This is a genomic window from Erythrobacter sp. S259 (assembly GCF_057364965.1).
Genome location: NZ_CP200286.1, coordinates 1,126,151 through 1,139,668, shown reverse-complemented (window position 1 = coordinate 1,139,668; position 13,518 = coordinate 1,126,151). Strand labels below are relative to the sequence as shown.

Below are 13,518 nucleotides of genomic sequence, written 5' to 3'. Positions count from 1 at the left end.
CCTTAAGGCCTAGAGAGAGGGGACTGAATGGAGGAGGCTCAAAAGCCCGCCGGCGCTGGACGCGTTGACGGTGCTGCTCCCAATTCTGCTGATACTGAACTTGAGGAGGGGCAGGAGAACGCTGCGCCTCCTTTTGATCCCTCTTTGATGGACGAAGCATCAGCCCTAATCGACAATGCGCGAACCTATGCCGAGGCTGAGCTGGGCTTCCAAAAAACCCGCGCGGCATATGCTGGTCGTTTGTTGGGCGTATCGCTCGGCCTTGTCGTCGTTGCGCTCATCTTGCTCCACATCGCTTTTCTCGCGCTAGCCGTTGGGCTGGTTCTGGCGTTTGAGCCGCTGACCGGTATCTGGGGCGCTATCGGAATTGTCTTTGGCGGGCTTTTGCTGGTCGTGGGATTGCTTGGATGGGGCGCGTTTACTCGGGTCAAAAAGCTATCCTCGCTCTTCTCTTCTTCCGATAAGGATGGCGCATGAGCACGATTGATGAGCGCCTTACCGACTACCGCGAGCTTCGCGATGCATCCAAAAATGCGCTGATGTCCGACATTAAGCATGCCCGCGCCACCTTTTCCGCCAAAGGCCTGACCGATCGCTATCTTGGCGGCGTCGCGGAAGGTGCAAAGGGCGTCTACGAAGTGGCTAAGGTCCACACCGTCGACAACCGCGGGATCATCGCGATTATGCTGGGCGCTCTCGCCTTGTGGTTTGGCCGCGAGCCTCTGCTGGCAGCGATGACCGAAGTAATCGAAGAACCAGATGAAGACGCCGCTCCCGCGCAATCCTCTGCTCAGGACCCCGTTCAGCCAAACGAAACCGAAACCCCGCCAGAAGGACCGTCTTCCGGAGACACAAATGACGACTAAAGATACCAACGACGCAGCCAAACGCGATACCCTCCGCCAAAAAATCGAGGCGAATGAGCGCCGGATCGCAGAGCGCACGCTTGGCGATTCCGCCAGAGATACGGCGAAGGCTGCGATCGACTACACCCGCGAAAACCCGCTCAAAGTGATCGGCGGCGCTGTTGTGGTGGGTGTTGCCATCGGCCTTATGACACAGCCTGGTCAGCGCGCGGCTAGCAAAGCGGCCACCAGTGCTGCGAGCGCTGCCTCCGGTGCCGCCGTAAAAGTTGGCGATGCTGCCACAAGCGCTGCGGGAACGGCGGCAGGCACCGTGAAAAATGTGACCAAAGATCGCACGAGCGCCTTTTGGGCTCTCATCGCTGATGCGCTTGCTGGCCATGCGATCGCTTTCATTGATCAGGTCTTTGGCGGGGCTAATGCTGGCAAGGACACTCTCGAAGACTTTGGCGACAGCGCCGTTTCCAAAGCGCGCGATCTTCGCCGAGAGGCCAGTTACATGGCGGGAAGCGTCGCCGACAAGGGTCGCACAGCCACAAGGCGCACAAAACGCCGCGCCGAACGCGCTGTTCGCGACCTGACCGAGCGTGTGCGCCACTAAGCTGCTCCAGAATTCGCCCATAGAAATTCGTCTATAGAAATTCTTGCCTAGGCCGGGGGCAGAGCTTGCTCTCTCGCCTTGTGCTTAGAGCGAGCTTCTATTAACGGGCGGGGAACGATTGGGGCACCGCGCACCGCCTTGCCCTACTAACTCCTCCCCAAGGAAGCACGCCATGGAAGAAGCAACACCAAGCCAAAAGCTCCACCTCGTCATGGGAGGCCGTGTGATTGACCCGCGCGGCCACGACTTTGCCGACCCTGAAAGCGTTCATGTCGTAGGCGTGTTCAGCTCTTATGAAGCCGCCGAAGATGCCTGGCGGGCCCAGGCTCAGCGCACCGTCGATGATGCCGAGATGAAATATGTCATCGTGCACATCCACAAGCTTCTTACACCAGACGCCTAAACGCAGCTTTCACTGAGATGACCTACACGCTTCGCCCTTACGAAGTGGGCGATGCCCCTGCCCTTGCCGCCCTTACTCTGGATGCGATCCAGACTATTGGTGCGCGCGGCTATTTGCCTGAGCAGGTGGAGGTTTGGTCATCCGGGCACATCCAAGCAGAGCGGTTTGCTGCGCGCGCGAAGGCAGGTCATCACATTTATGTGATGACCGATGAGACCGGCGAAATCGCCGCCTATGCCTTGCTGGAGCCAGATGGCCATTTGGACATGCTCTATTGCTCACCCGGCCACTCGGGCCGCGGTCTGGCTGCACGGTTACTCGATCATGCAGAGAGCGAGGCGATCAAAATGGGTGTGACAAAACTCTATACCGAGGCAAGCGAACTTGCGCGCGGCCCATTTGAACGCGCGGGATACGTGATGCTAAAGCGCCGTGACTTTGAGATGCACGGGGTCGCAATCCACAATTATGCGATGGAAAAGCCTTTGAGATAAGGCCTTTGCGACTTAAACTTTAGATGAATTCGATCTTTTCGATAAGATAAAATTTATCGCCAGAAGGGACCGAAACCTCGATCTCTTCTTCGACCTGCTTCCCAATTATAGCACGGGCGATGGGCGAGGAATAAGAGATGCGGCCCTTAGCAGCATCCGCCTCAGTCTCACCCACGATCTGATATTTGACCGGTTTGTCGTCTTCATCCAGCATGGTGACAGTCGCGCCAAACACCACTTTGTCGCCGGACAGAGTGGTAGGATCAATGATCTGCGCGCGGCTGATCTTGCCTTCAAGATCGCCGATTTGCGCTTCAACCTGGCCCTGACGCTCTTTAGCGGCATGATATTCAGCATTCTCTGAAAGGTCGCCATGCGCGCGCGCTTCTTCGATCGCATCAACAATTCGTGGGCGTTCGTCGCGAAGCGCCTTAAGGTCTGTGGTCAGACGCTCATAGCCTTCAGCGAGCATCGGCACCTTATCCATCGTAGCCATTCCTGTTTCTCTTAGTCTGTACGCCCTCCCCCAGCTTATCATCCGGGAAATTTCGCCCCCAACCGCCTCGCAAGAAGCGGCCACGTAGTCTCGAAATGAAGGGGAGAACGTCGTGAATTCTCAGCTATAGTAGTCTTGCAAAGACCGAACTTCAAGCTGTGAGGGTTTAAGCGCCTTAATTGAGGCCGCAACAGCGCGCGATGCCGCGGCTGTTGTGTAATACGGAACCTTCTTTTCCAAGGCGGTGGCGCGGATGGATTTTGAGTCCATCAAAGACTGCCACCCTTCGGTCGTGTTGAAGATGAGCGCAATTTCACCGTCGATGATTTTATCGACAATATGCGGCTGTCCTTCGGCAACCTTGTTTACCAGTTCGACGTCCAATCCCTGTTCGGTCAGATAGCGCTGCGTCCCTGAGGTCGCGACGACTTTAAAGCCGCAGTCAATGAGGTCTCGAACCGCTGAGACGATTTGCCCTTTGTCTCCGTTTTTAACAGAGACAAACGCGGTGCCCTCTTGCGGCAGAACCATTCCGGCGCCCAGCTGCGATTTGAAGAACGCAGGCTCGAAAGCGCAGTCGAGCCCCATGACTTCGCCCGTCGACTTCATTTCAGGCGACAGCACAGGGTCAGCGCCGGGGAAGCGGGCAAATGGGAACACGGCCTCTTTGATCGCCATGTAAGGCAGATCGCGGCGGAAGGGTTCGAAATCGGCTAGCTTTTCGCCTGCCATGACGCGCGCGGCGATTTTGGCGACGGGTTGCCCGATGGCTTTGGCAACGAAGGGTACGGTGCGGCTCGCGCGCGGGTTCACTTCGATGAGGTAGACCTCACCATCTTTAACCGCGAATTGGACGTTCATGAGGCCGCGTACTTTGAGCGCAAAGGCAAGCGCTTCGGCCTGACGCTCCATTTCCTCAATGATCTCTTGAGGGAGCGAATATGGCGGCAAGGTGCAGGCGCTGTCGCCGGAGTGGACCCCTGCCTCTTCGATATGCTGCATCACGCCTGCGATGCGCACTTCGTCGCCATCGCACAGCGCATCGACATCGCACTCAATCGCATCGCGTAAGTATTGGTCGACCAGCACAGGGCTGTCACCGGACACGTTCACGGCGGTTTTGATATAGTCATCAAGTTGAGCTTCGCTATCGACGATTTCCATCGCGCGGCCGCCGAGCACGAAACTTGGACGCAAGAGCACAGGATAGCCAATACGTGCTGCTGCTGCCGCGGCTTCATCGCGGGTGTAGGCAATACCGTTGTCGGGCTGTTTCAGGCCCAGCTCATTCACGAGCTTCGCAAACCGCTCGCGGTCTTCGGCGTGATCAATGGCATCGGGTGATGTACCAAGGATCGGGATCCCGGCATCTTCCAAGGCTTGGGCGAGTTTCAGAGGTGTTTGACCGCCAAACTGGACGATAACACCGACAAGCTCACCCGATTGCTGCTCTACCCGCAGGATTTCAAGCACGTCTTCTGCTGTTAAAGGCTCAAAATAGAGGCGGTCGGACGTGTCGTAATCGGTCGAAACGGTCTCCGGGTTGCAGTTGACCATGATCGTCTCAAAACCTTGCTCAGCCAGCGCAAAACAGGCGTGGACACAGCAATAGTCGAATTCAATCCCCTGCCCGATCCGGTTGGGCCCGCCACCAAGGATGACGATCTTTTTGCGATCTGAGACATCTGCCTCGCACTCAGGCTCGCCAAAGGTCGGGGCCTCATAGGTGGAGTACATGTACGGCGTAATCGCCTCAAACTCAGCCGCACAAGAGTCGATGCGTTTGAACACAGGCGTCACGCCTAGACTGTGGCGAAGCTCGCGCACTTCCTCTTCGCTGGTTGCCCCTGCCATGGCCTGGAGCGCATCGTGGAGGAGACCGGAACGTTTGGCCTGTGTCTCGGCAAGCCCGTCTTTAACGCCTACGCTGCGCACCGCCAAGGTCGAGAGGCGCTTATCAGAAAAGCCCATTGATTTGAGCTTGCGAAGGCCCGCAGCATTGCGCGGAAGTCCGTCGACCTGAACGCCTTTCTCCGCTGCAATAATCGCTTCGATCTGACGCAGGAACCATGGATCGTATCCGGTGACATTCTGGATATCCTCCAGGGAAAGCCCCTCGCGAAACGCTTGCCCCACTTGGAGCAGACGATCAGGGGTGCGCTTTGACAGAGCGGCGGTTATGACATCTTTGTGGACGCCCTCAATCTCGGTCACCCGATTAAATCCGTCGAGCCCTGTTTCGAGTCCGCGAAGCGCCTTTTGCACGCTCTCTTGGAAGTTGCGGCCAATCGCCATCACCTCGCCAACCGACTTCATCGCGGTGGCAAGATAGGGCTCTGCGCCTTTGAATTTTTCAAAAGTGAAGCGCGGGATCTTGGTGACAACATAGTCGATCGTGGGCTCAAAGCTTGCAGGCGTAGCCCCGGTGATCTCATTGGTGACTTCATCGAGCGTATAACCCACCGCCAATTTCGCCGCGACGCGCGCGATGGGGAAGCCGGTTGCCTTGGACGCCAATGCGGAAGAGCGTGACACACGCGGGTTCATCTCAATCACGATGAGGCGCCCGTCCTTGGGGTTTACCGCGAATTGAACGTTAGAGCCGCCTGTCTCAACGCCGATCTCACGCAGCACCTCAATCGAGGCATTGCGCATGATCTGATACTCTTTGTCGGTCAGGGTCAGCGCCGGGGCCACCGTGATGGAATCGCCCGTGTGCACGCCCATGGGATCGACGTTTTCGATCGAGCAGATGATGATGCAATTGTCCGCCTTATCGCGCACAACCTCCATCTCATACTCTTTCCAGCCCAGCAGCGATTCTTCGATCAGAACTTCGGTGGTGGGAGAGGCATCGAGCCCCTCGCGCACGATCCGGTCGAATTCCTGCGTATTGTAAGCAATCCCCCCGCCCGTGCCGCCAAGGGTGAAGCTTGGACGGATGATCGAGGGAAGGCCTGTGCGCTTCACGATTTCGCGCGCTTCTTCGATGGTGTTGGCAACGCCGCTGCGAGCGCTTTCCAGCCCGATTTTGTCCATCGCATCGCGGAACCGCTGGCGGTTCTCCGCCTTGTCGATGGCGTCCGCTTTTGCCCCGATCATCTCGACGCCGTGCTCTTCGAGGATGCCCATATCCTCCAGAGCCAGCGCGCAGTTTAGGGCCGTCTGCCCGCCCATCGTGGGGAGCAGCGCGTCGGGTTTTTCCTTGGCGATGATCTTGGCGACGATTTCGGGCGTAATCGGCTCGACATAGGTCGCGTCGGCAAACTCGGGATCGGTCATGATCGTTGCCGGGTTCGAGTTCACCAGAATGACCCGGTACCCCTCTTCTTTCAGAGCCTTAATCGCCTGCGTGCCCGAATAGTCGAACTCGCACGCCTGCCCGATGATGATCGGCCCAGCGCCAATCACAAGGATAGAGGAGATGTCATTACGTTTGGGCATTATTGGCTCTCGTTTTGGGGGCTGGCGTTTTCGGAAGTTGTTTCGGTGTTGTCGGGGTCAGTTTCGGGCTCGGGCTCGGGCTCAACAGGCACGGGGCCCACGTCGATCATAATCAGCCGCATGCCCTCTTGTTGCCGGGCACAGCCGCTTGCGATCATGGTCGATTTGGGCTGAAGCCCGCCGCGCACGCGGTAAAGCGCAGGGTCGCGGCCAGTGAAGAAAGCGCCCTTCTCATCGACGGGTGTTTGCATGAAGATATCGACGGCGGTGGAGGTCTCATTGGTGGACGTCATCGCACGGTTGCCAGCAGTGTCGTCGCTCCCCTCCACCATCAGGCGCTGCATGTCCTCAAACGCCATTTTGGTGATGTCGAAGGTGAATGTGGGGACGCCCATTTCCTCTGGGTAGCTGGCGAATTGGCTGGTGGGGCCGAGTAGGCTGGCGACGCGTGTGGGACATTCTTCGCTGAGCTCTGCGCCCTCGCGCGGGTCCTCGGGGAAGAGGATGTGGCAGCCGGTGAGGCTAATCACCATGAGCACTGAAGCACTTCGCCGGATCATGACGCGAGCCCGAGAACAATCGACAGAATAGCATACGCATTGAGGAATGCAGTCAAATATGGGTAGTTGAGAAGGTTCACGATCTCTGGCCATTCAGGATCGTCTGCCTCTAAGAGCGCCATCACTGCACGAGTTCTTGCTAGCAGTTGTCCCTTTAGCTTGTCTTCTAAATCGGCTTGTTGGATAGCGCTGGCTAGTTCAATCGCCTTGGACCTAATCTCTTTCAGCGTCTCTCCTTGGAGAACTTCGCCAACCACTGGCCAGTTCTGCGAGGCGATCACATCTGCGCCGACTGTTTCACCGATTTCGCTGACTTTGATCAATTCAGTCTTATCTAGATACCCCTCAAAAACGCGGGCAAAATACCTCGGATAATCCTTCGACTGATTGTACACCGAGCTCCCATTGAGGAAGGCATTTCGATAGTCAGAAAATTTGTTCGGAACAAAACGAAAAACCGGGCGCGAAAAGGGTATCTCCTTCTTTTGGAAGCAACCCGCTTCTAGGAGATAGCCCAAGAACCTCTCTGCACCTACATTTGTGTCTTCCACGGGCTCGGTCATTGCCAGACCCGGCAGTTTTTCAAACAACTCACGGGCTTGTTCAGTCAACTCATCAATATCCAAAAAGCCATCGGCAAATCTAAGATTGCTCGTTTGCTTGAAATAGTAGGCATCTAGAACGGTTTCGATAGCTACTTCGCTCACCCCAACCCCCGACAAACTTCTCGAAGAGGTAGAAGCTATCTTGCGGACCGGGGCTCGCCTCCGGGTGGTACTGCACTCCAAACGCGTTCTTTCCCTTCACCGCAATCCCGCAGTTGGAGCCGTCAAAGAGGCTCACATGGGTCTGCTCCAGCGTCTCGGGCAACGTCTCCGCATCGACTGCAAAGCCGTGGTTCATGCTGGTGATCTCAACGAGCCCCGTGGTCTCGCCCCAGCCCTCTCCGACACGCTGAACCGGGTGGTTTGCGCCGCGGTGGCCTTGGTGCATTTTGATCGTCTTTGCGCCAGCTGCGAGAGCAAGCATTTGGTGGCCCAAACATATACCAAAAAGCGGCATGTTAGCTTCGAGCAATTTCTTGATCACCGGCACCGCGTACTCGCCTGTCGCCGCCGGGTCTCCGGGACCGTTGGAGAGGAACACTCCGTCGGGCTTTAGCGCCATGATGTCGTCGTAAGGCGTCTTGGCAGGGACCACCGTCACCTTGGCACCAGCGCGTACGAGGTTCCGGAAGATGTTGTCCTTCGCGCCATAGTCGATCGCGACCACATGCGGGGTCGCATCGCGGTTCGCGCGGCCATAGCCATGACCCAAGCGCCAGTAGCCGCCTTCCCAGTTTTCTTGGGTGGCGCGGCTTACTCGGATGGCGAGGTCCATGCCCTCTAGCCCTGCCCAGCCCTGCGCGCGGTTGATGAGGGCGGGAATGTCAAACTTGCCCTCTATCGAATGGGCAATCACCGCATTGGGCGCGCCGGATAGGCGGATACGGCGGGTGAGAGCCCGCGTATCGACGCCCGATAGGCCGATTTTGCCATTTCTCTCCATCCACTCTTGGAAGCGCTCCAAGCTGCGGAAGTTCGAAGGCTCAGTCACATCTTCGCGCACAACGCAGCCCACCGCGCCTTCAACAGTGCTTTCAATATCCTCGCCGTTCGTGCCGACGTTTCCGATATGGGGAAAGGTGAAGGTGACGATTTGCGCTGCGTAAGAGGGATCGGTCATCACCTCTTGGTATCCGGTCATCGACGTGTTGAAGCACACTTCACCCACCGCGTCACCGGAGGCTCCAAACCCGCGCCCCCAAACAACCGTTCCATCGGCCAAAACAAGACAACCCGTCGCACCATCAGGTTGCGCAGGAATAGTGGCAGCAGAAGCCATTTGGGGCTCTCCGAGATAAGGTTTTCCAGCAATGTCGCTAAGACCCACCCGCTAAGCTTGCGAGGGGCTCACGTCAACCTATCTAGGGACGCATATTTGGGCTAAGCGGCCTGCATACGTAATTCAATCCACAAGAAAGACGATTTTTCGATGATCCGCGATGATATCAAAGCAGCGACCATTACCGCGATGAAAGCCAAGGGGAAGGAGCGCACTGCCACCCTTCGCCAGATGAGCGCTAAGATCAAGGACCGCGATATTGAAGAGCGCACGTCGGGTAAGGATATCGACGACGATGCCCTGGTGACGAGCGTGCTGCAAAAAATGGCCAAGCAACGCCGCGAATCGATTGAGATGTACGAGAAGGGCGGCCGTCAGGAGCTTGCGGATAATGAGAAAGCGGAACTGGCCGTAATCGAAGGTTTCTTGCCGCAGATGATGTCCGAAGAGGAAACTAGGTCCGCGATTGAAGCGATCAAGGCAGAAACCGGCGCGTCTTCGATGAAAGATATGGGCCAGGTCATGGGCGCTTTGAAAGCAAAACACGGCGCGGTGCTCGATGGGAAACTGGCGAGCGGGCTTGTGAAGGCGGCTTTGTCGTAACATAACACCGTTCGTGCTGAGCTTGTCGAAGTACGATTGGTAGGCACAAGAGCGCGTCCTTCGACAGGCTCAGGACGAACGGAGGTGGGTGTGTAAAGCTAGTGCAAAACTACTGCGCTCTCATGCTCGACACACCGAGCCCACCTAAGGCATAACAAACCCATGTCTATCACCCCGCAATGGAAGGATGAGCTGCGCGCGAGGATCACGCTTTCTACCGTGATCAATCGCACGACCAAGCTCACCCGTGCGGGGCGCGAGTTTAAGGCGTGCTGCCCGTTTCATAATGAGGCGACGCCCAGCTTTTACGTCAACGATCAGAAAGGCTTCTACCACTGCTTTGGTTGCAGTGCGCATGGCGATGTCATCTCGTGGATGACGGAGCAGCGCGGGCTGTCTTTTATCGACGCTTGCAAGGAGCTTGCGGGCGAAGCTGGGATGGAGGTCCCTGCCCCGGACCCAGTGGCTGCAAAGAAGGCAGAGAAACGCGCCGAGCTGATTGATGTGACCACCGATGCGCAGGGGTGGTTTTACGACAATCTGCGCAGTTCCGATGGCCGCGAGGCGATGCAATATCTTGCGGGACGCGGTCTAAAACCGGAAGTCTTGCAAGAGTTTGGCTTTGGCTATGCGCCCGAGAGCAAGCAGGCGTTGAACCGCGCCCTTGCCCGGTATGATGACGAAATGCTGGTTGAGACCGGCATGCGGATCAAGACCGATGACGGCACGACCTATGACCGCTTTCGTGGCCGGGTCATGCTCCCGATCCAAGACGCGCGGGGCCGAGTGATCGCCTTTGGCGGGCGGATCATGGACAAGCGCGATGGGGTGGCGAAATATCTAAACTCCCCCGACACGCCGCTCTTTGATAAAGGCCGGACGCTCTACAATCTCCACCGCGCCTCACCTGCCTCGCGCCAATCAGGGCGGATTGTTGTGGTCGAAGGGTATATGGATGTGGTCGCGCTCGCGCAGGCGGGCTTCGAGGATGCGGTTGCGCCTTTGGGAACCGCTCTGACCGAAACGCAGCTGGAAATGCTGTGGCGCATGGTTGAAGTGCCCGTGCTATGCTTCGACGGCGATAAAGCAGGTGAGCGCGCCGCCATGAGGGCAATTGGACGCGCCCTTCCCCTTCTCGCCCCCATGCGCTCTCTTTCCATCGTCCGCCTTCCAAGCGGGATGGACCCTGATGATTTGATCAATGCGCAAGGGGCAAAAGCGATGGGCCAATTGCTCGCCAATCCCAAAAGCTTGCTAGACGCCTTGTGGGAAGGTGAGCGCGATGCCCAGCCCCTTAGCTCCCCGGAATCCAAAGCTGGGCTCAAAGCCCGGCTGATGGAGCATGTCGACACAATCGGAAATAAGGACATTCAGGCACTCTACCGCCGCGAATTGCTCGACCGATTTTCCGCCTTCGCCTTCCCGCAGCGTGATAGCTCTGGCGGCAAGGCTTGGAGCAAGAACTCCGGCGGCAAATGGCAAGCAGGGCGCGCCGTCCCCAGAGGCCTTTCAGGCGAAGCGCGCGGGACGCTCGGGCGGGCCATGTCAGGCGGCCAGCGCGCGTCCTTAATGTCCGCTGTGATCGCCGGACTTGTGCGCCACCCAGACGAAATCGCGGTCCATTCCGAAGCCCTTTCGCGCCTCGCCTTAGCCGACCACAAAGCTGCACCTGCGATAGAATCGTTGATGGAGCTTGCAGAAACACTTGATTCGGGCGTCACAAACGCCATATCGGGGCTCGAAGGCATTCCTGCCCCACCGGAAAACCATCAGTTCGCCTTTCTTCGAGAAGGCACAGACCCCGGTGAAGCGCGCGAGGAATTGTCCGAAGCTGTATCGCTGCTGGCCCTAAAACCAGCGCTTGAAGCTGCTATGGCAGCGACAATCGCGCGGTTTGATGAAGACCCGGAGGGGGCTTTGGTAGAGCAGGCCAGATTGCGAGAACAGCTCCATACAGTTGATGAGCGCCTCAAGGAATTCGGGCGCAAAAAAGCCGGGGCTCCGGCTGAACAGGGTTAATCTGGGGCTTTTGTATCCAGATTGGGATTAACAGTTAGGTGATTGATCGGCCACAGCTGGGTAAGGGGATCCGGCGGCCAAACAATTGCCCGGGACACGGACTGAAAAAATATATGGCCTCGACCGCAAAAGCCGACAAAGACGACGCACCGCTGATCGACCTCAATGAAGCTTCTGTAAAGAAGCTCATGACTAAAGCAAAGAAGAAGGGCTACATCACTTATGATGAGCTCAACGCAGCTTTGCCCTCGGGAGAGATGAGCCCGGACAAAATTGAAGACATCCAAACTGCGCTTTCCGAAATGGGGGTCCAGATCGTCGAGAACGACGAAGAGGCTGAGGCTGAAGCGGAACAAGACGCCGAAGTCGAGGCAATGGAAGTCGACGACGACAAGAAAAAACCGGCCGCTGCAAAACCTGCCGCAAAGAAAACCGGAACGGGTGAGCGAACCGACGACCCAGTGCGCATGTACCTTCGCGAGATGGGCGCAGTGGAACTGCTATCGCGCGAAGGCGAAATCGCGATTGCCAAGCGTATCGAAGCGGGCCGCGACATGATGATCATGGGGCTGTGTCAAAGCCCGATCACTTTCCACGCGATCATCCAGTGGTCCGAAGCGCTAAACTCTGAAGACATGCAGCTTCGCGAAATCCTCGATCTTGACGCGATGCTTTCCAAAGAGCCTCCGCCTGACAAAATGGAAGAGGAGAACGAGGAAGCTGAAAAAGGCGGCGAGATCTCCGAGGAGACCGCTGGCCCCACCATCCGTGATGACGACGATGAAGTCGAAGATCACAAAGAAGAAGGTGAAGACGGCGAGGAAGGCGAAGGGGCCAAGAAAGAAGAGGAAGAAGAGGAGGACAACACCCTCTCTCTTGCTCAAATGGAAGCCGCGCTTAAACCTGATGCGATTGAGCGTTTTGCCCGCATCACCAAGCTTTTCAAATCTTTTGAGAAATTGCAGCTCGAGCGGGTTGACACGATTGCCGCAGGCGACATTTTTCCCAAGGCAAAAGAGAACAAATACGAGAAGCTTTCAGACGAGCTAACCGCAGAGGTTGAGAGCGTGCAGTTCCATGCTGCGAAAATCGAGTTCCTCGTCGACAATCTCTATGCCTTTAACCGCCGTTTGACCGCTCTTGGCGGCCAAATGCTGCGTCTGGCTGAGCGCCATAAAATCAAGCGGATCGACTTTCTCAAATCATACGTCGGCAATGAGCTTGACGACAGTTGGATTGCTGAACGTGCCGCGAAGGACAAGAAATGGGCTGCGTTTGCCGAGAAGGAAGAAGGCGCGCTTGACCGGATCCGCACCGAAATCACCGATATTGCTGCAAACACCGGCATGGCGCTTCCCGAATTCCGACGCATCGTCAACATGGTGCAAAAAGGCGAGCGTGAGGCGCGGATTGCGAAGAAGGAAATGGTGGAAGCCAACCTTCGCCTCGTGATTTCTATCGCTAAGAAATACACCAATCGCGGCCTGCAATTCCTTGATCTTATTCAAGAAGGCAACATCGGTCTGATGAAGGCGGTCGATAAATTCGAATACCGCCGTGGTTATAAATTCTCGACCTACGCGACATGGTGGATCCGTCAGGCGATCACTCGCTCGATCGCTGACCAGGCGCGCACTATCCGTATTCCGGTCCACATGATCGAGACGATCAACAAGCTTGTTCGAACTTCCCGCCAATTCCTGCACGAAGAAGGCCGCGAGCCGACCCCGGAAGAGATGGCAGCGCGTCTCTCCATGCCATTGGAGAAGGTTCGCAAGGTGATGAAAATCGCCAAAGAGCCAATTTCGCTTGAGACACCGATTGGCGACGAAGAAGATTCTGCACCTTGGCGATTTTATCGAGGACAAGAATGCGATCATCCCTGTGGATGCCGCTATCCAGGCAAACCTCAAGGAAACCGTTACCCGCGTGCTCGCCTCGCTGACCCCGCGTGAGGAGCGTGTTTTGCGGATGCGTTTTGGTATCGGCATGAACACCGATCACACTTTAGAAGAAGTGGGTCAGCAGTTCTCCGTGACCCGGGAGCGGATTAGGCAGATTGAGGCGAAGGCACTTAGGAAGCTCAAGCACCCAAGCCGCTCGCGCAAGATGCGTTCGTTCTTGGATCAGTAGTTCTGTCTTTGCTCAGGA

14 protein-coding genes are annotated in these 13,518 nt (G+C 56.9%); 9 read left to right on the top strand and 5 right to left on the bottom strand.

What is annotated here, in order from left to right:
- The first annotated feature begins 27 nt into the window (after window positions 1–27).
- The 5 genes from AC0V60_RS05390 to AC0V60_RS05370 all read left to right on the top strand — a co-directional run bounded on the left by AC0V60_RS05390 (window position 28) and on the right by AC0V60_RS05370 (window position 2,361).
- Window positions 28–477 carry a phage holin family protein gene (locus AC0V60_RS05390; RefSeq protein WP_486177483.1) on the top strand — a complete coding sequence of 150 codons (450 nt, stop codon included), beginning with the start codon at window positions 28–30 and terminating at the stop codon, window positions 475–477.
- Complete coding sequence (locus AC0V60_RS05385) at window positions 474–866, top strand: hypothetical protein (RefSeq protein ID WP_486177482.1); 393 nt, start codon at window positions 474–476, stop codon at window positions 864–866. The genes AC0V60_RS05390 and AC0V60_RS05385 overlap by 4 nt, the downstream gene beginning before the upstream one ends.
- Window positions 856–1,464 carry a hypothetical protein gene (locus AC0V60_RS05380; RefSeq protein WP_486177481.1) on the top strand — a complete coding sequence of 203 codons (609 nt, stop codon included), beginning with the start codon at window positions 856–858 and terminating at the stop codon, window positions 1,462–1,464. Before AC0V60_RS05385 ends, AC0V60_RS05380 begins: the two co-directional genes overlap by 11 nt.
- Window positions 1,465–1,636: 172 nt before the next feature.
- Window positions 1,637–1,867: a DUF4170 domain-containing protein gene (locus AC0V60_RS05375; protein WP_486177480.1), complete on the top strand. Its 231-nt coding sequence runs from the start codon at window positions 1,637–1,639 to the stop codon at window positions 1,865–1,867.
- A 17-nt stretch (window positions 1,868–1,884) separates the two neighbouring features.
- Window positions 1,885–2,361, top strand: coding sequence for a GNAT family N-acetyltransferase (locus tag AC0V60_RS05370; protein ID WP_486177479.1), 477 nt, complete (start codon window positions 1,885–1,887; stop codon window positions 2,359–2,361).
- A 19-nt stretch (window positions 2,362–2,380) separates the two neighbouring features.
- Here the strand turns inward: AC0V60_RS05370 and greA are convergent, their stop codons facing one another.
- From greA to carA, 5 genes are all read right to left on the bottom strand, one after another.
- Window positions 2,381–2,857, bottom strand: a complete 477-nt coding sequence (greA, locus tag AC0V60_RS05365; protein WP_486177478.1) for a transcription elongation factor GreA — start codon at window positions 2,855–2,857, stop codon at window positions 2,381–2,383.
- Window positions 2,858–2,977: 120 nt separating this feature from the next.
- Window positions 2,978–6,301 (bottom strand): carbamoyl-phosphate synthase large subunit, encoded by a 3,324-nt coding sequence (gene carB / locus AC0V60_RS05360; RefSeq protein ID WP_486177477.1) that lies wholly within the window; start codon window positions 6,299–6,301, stop codon window positions 2,978–2,980.
- Window positions 6,301–6,861, bottom strand: a complete 561-nt coding sequence (locus AC0V60_RS05355; protein ID WP_486177476.1) for a hypothetical protein — start codon at window positions 6,859–6,861, stop codon at window positions 6,301–6,303. Before AC0V60_RS05355 ends, carB begins: the two co-directional genes overlap by 1 nt.
- Window positions 6,858–7,568: a hypothetical protein gene (locus AC0V60_RS05350; RefSeq protein ID WP_486177475.1), complete on the bottom strand. Its 711-nt coding sequence runs from the start codon at window positions 7,566–7,568 to the stop codon at window positions 6,858–6,860. Before AC0V60_RS05350 ends, AC0V60_RS05355 begins: the two co-directional genes overlap by 4 nt.
- Window positions 7,504–8,745 (bottom strand): glutamine-hydrolyzing carbamoyl-phosphate synthase small subunit, encoded by a 1,242-nt coding sequence (gene carA, locus AC0V60_RS05345; protein ID WP_486177474.1) that lies wholly within the window; start codon window positions 8,743–8,745, stop codon window positions 7,504–7,506. The genes AC0V60_RS05350 and carA overlap by 65 nt, the downstream gene beginning before the upstream one ends.
- A 150-nt stretch (window positions 8,746–8,895) precedes the next feature.
- Between carA and AC0V60_RS05340 the strand changes: the two genes are divergently transcribed.
- From AC0V60_RS05340 to AC0V60_RS05325, 4 genes are all read left to right on the top strand, one after another.
- The gene (locus tag AC0V60_RS05340) at window positions 8,896–9,348 is read left to right on the top strand and encodes a GatB/YqeY domain-containing protein (RefSeq protein ID WP_486177473.1); all 453 of its coding nucleotides are present in this window, start codon (window positions 8,896–8,898) and stop codon (window positions 9,346–9,348) included.
- 162 nt (window positions 9,349–9,510) lie between these two features.
- Entirely contained in the window at window positions 9,511–11,367 is a 1,857-nt protein-coding gene (dnaG, locus tag AC0V60_RS05335; protein WP_486177472.1) for a DNA primase, read from the top strand.
- A 113-nt stretch (window positions 11,368–11,480) separates the two neighbouring features.
- Window positions 11,481–13,322, top strand: a complete 1,842-nt coding sequence (gene rpoD / locus AC0V60_RS05330) for an RNA polymerase sigma factor RpoD (protein WP_486177471.1) — start codon at window positions 11,481–11,483, stop codon at window positions 13,320–13,322.
- A complete protein-coding gene (locus tag AC0V60_RS05325; protein WP_486177470.1) occupies window positions 13,297–13,500 on the top strand; it encodes a sigma factor-like helix-turn-helix DNA-binding protein in 204 nt (67 codons plus the stop codon). The genes rpoD and AC0V60_RS05325 overlap by 26 nt, the downstream gene beginning before the upstream one ends.
- Window positions 13,501–13,518 lie beyond the last annotated feature (18 nt).

Bases quoted from the DNA above. Each gene is read 5' to 3' on its own strand.
- AC0V60_RS05390 (WP_486177483.1), top strand. From the start codon at position 28: ATGGAGGAGGCTCAAAAGCCCGCCGGCGCTGGACGCGTTGACGGTGCT.
- AC0V60_RS05385 (WP_486177482.1), top strand. From the start codon at position 474: ATGAGCACGATTGATGAGCGCCTTACCGACTACCGCGAGCTTCGCGAT.
- AC0V60_RS05380 (WP_486177481.1), top strand. From the start codon at position 856: ATGACGACTAAAGATACCAACGACGCAGCCAAACGCGATACCCTCCGC.
- AC0V60_RS05375 (WP_486177480.1), top strand. From the start codon at position 1,637: ATGGAAGAAGCAACACCAAGCCAAAAGCTCCACCTCGTCATGGGAGGC.
- AC0V60_RS05370 (WP_486177479.1), top strand. From the start codon at position 1,885: ATGACCTACACGCTTCGCCCTTACGAAGTGGGCGATGCCCCTGCCCTT.
- greA (WP_486177478.1), bottom strand. From the start codon at position 2,857: ATGGCTACGATGGATAAGGTGCCGATGCTCGCTGAAGGCTATGAGCGT.
- carB (WP_486177477.1), bottom strand. From the start codon at position 6,301: ATGCCCAAACGTAATGACATCTCCTCTATCCTTGTGATTGGCGCTGGG.
- AC0V60_RS05355 (WP_486177476.1), bottom strand. From the start codon at position 6,861: ATGATCCGGCGAAGTGCTTCAGTGCTCATGGTGATTAGCCTCACCGGC.
- carA (WP_486177474.1), bottom strand. From the start codon at position 8,745: ATGGCTTCTGCTGCCACTATTCCTGCGCAACCTGATGGTGCGACGGGT.
- AC0V60_RS05340 (WP_486177473.1), top strand. From the start codon at position 8,896: ATGATCCGCGATGATATCAAAGCAGCGACCATTACCGCGATGAAAGCC.
- dnaG (WP_486177472.1), top strand. From the start codon at position 9,511: ATGTCTATCACCCCGCAATGGAAGGATGAGCTGCGCGCGAGGATCACG.
- rpoD (WP_486177471.1), top strand. From the start codon at position 11,481: ATGGCCTCGACCGCAAAAGCCGACAAAGACGACGCACCGCTGATCGAC.